2 protein-coding genes are annotated in these 1,572 nt (G+C 57.5%); one reads left to right on the top strand and one right to left on the bottom strand.

The annotated features are described in order from the left end of the window. Nucleotides 1-1,091: DEAD/DEAH box helicase (locus NW837_RS04120; protein ID WP_414329384.1), on the bottom strand; the 1,091-nt coding region annotated here is incomplete at its 3' end. Nucleotides 1,092-1,319: 228 nt separating this feature from the next. On the opposite strand from NW837_RS04120, the gene NW837_RS04115 reads away from it, so the two are divergent. Then, on the top strand, nucleotides 1,320-1,572 hold a 253-nt coding region (locus tag NW837_RS04115), incomplete at its 3' end, for a TatA/E family twin arginine-targeting protein translocase (RefSeq protein WP_414329383.1).

The raw sequence follows: 1,572 nt of genomic DNA, 5'->3' as shown, positions 1-1,572 counted from the left end.
TAGAGCAGAAAAAGGTTTTGGTAGGTGATGGTGGCCAGGGTTTGGCTCTCGCTTTGAATCGGCACCCCCTCTTTGGCCTCCACCGCCTGGTGCAGCCCATCAGACCAGCGGCGGCCGGGGAGCACCCGCCCGGTGAACTCGTCCACGATCACCACCTCTTGATTGCGGACGATGTAGTGGACATCCTTGATGAAGAGCTCTTTGGCCTTCACCGCGTTAAAGACAAAGTGCGCCCAGGGATCCTTGGGATCAAACAGGTCAGAGACCCCCAGCAACCGCTCGGCGGCTTCAAACCCCTCGTCGGTAAGGATGACGTTGCGGGCTTTTTCATCCACCTCATAGTGTTCATCTCGGATCAGCTCCCGCGCCACCTGGGCTGCCCGCAGGTATTTTTCGGAAGGACGAGCCACCTGACCGGAGATGATCAGGGGAGTACGGGCTTCATCAATCAGGATCGAGTCCACCTCGTCGATGATGCAGTAGTTAAAGGGCCGTTGCATCACCTCTTTGATGTCGGTGGCCATGTTGTCCCGCAGGTAGTCGAAGCCCAGCTCGCTGTTGGTGCAATAGGTGATGTCGCAGTTATAGCTGCGGCGCTTTTCTTCGGGCGACATGCCCTCTTGCACTAGACCGACCGTCAGGCCCAAGAAACGGTGCACCTGCCCCATCCACTCCGAGTCCCGACGGGCCAAGTAGCCGTTGACGGTAACGATGTGAACCCCTTTCCCGGTGAGACCGTTGAGATAGGCGGGCAGGGTGGCGACCAGGGTTTTCCCCTCGCCGGTTTTCATTTCGGCAATCTGGCCTTCGTGCAGCACCATGCCGCCGATGAGCTGTACGTCGTAATGGCGCAAGTTCAAAACTCGCTTGGCGGCCTCCCGCACCACGGCAAATGCCTCCGGCAAGAGATCATCCAGAGATTCTCCTCTGTCTAAGCGCTGGCGAAACTCCGTGGTCTTGGCCTTGAGCTCCGCATCCGAAAGAGAGGCGATCTCGATCTCCAGCGAGTTGATCAGCTTGACGACAGGACGGTACTGCCGGATCTTCCGATCGTTGGGATCCCCGAGGAGCTTTTGTAGGGTTTGGAGCATGGGCAAGCCTAGGCCAATGAAGAACATTGATTAATGATGCAATTCTACCATTTTGACTTGGCCGGCCAGGGAGAGGTTGGCCTGGATGAGCTGAGAGGAGAACACCAAAGCCAACCAAAGCCATCAGAATGGATGAGGAGAGCCGGCAGTTACTTGCAGTCCGCGGCAAGAAAATGTCACTCTAGGGAGGCGAAGGGATCCCGACCAAACCGTACTCTGCCGAGGCTCATGAATTTTTTGGGTGTTGGACTGCCGGAAATGTTGGTCATCTTTGCGGTGGCTCTCTTGGTTTTTGGGCCCCGCAAACTGCCGGAGATCGGTCGCACGCTGGCCAAAACCCTGCGCAGCCTGCAGGATGCTTCCAGAGAGTTCGAGGCGCAACTGAACAAAGAGGCCCAAGAGCTGGAAAAAGCCACCCGCGGGACAACGGCTGCTGCCACTCCCAAGGCTTCCCGAACAGCAGTCACCGAGTCAGTTGCCG

It is taken from the genome of Synechococcus sp. R6-10 (assembly GCF_047461815.1).
GTDB lineage: Bacteria > Cyanobacteriota > Cyanobacteriia > Thermostichales > Thermostichaceae > Thermostichus.
Note: the sequence above shows the minus strand (reverse complement) of the source record. Positions and strands in the feature narration are given on the sequence as shown.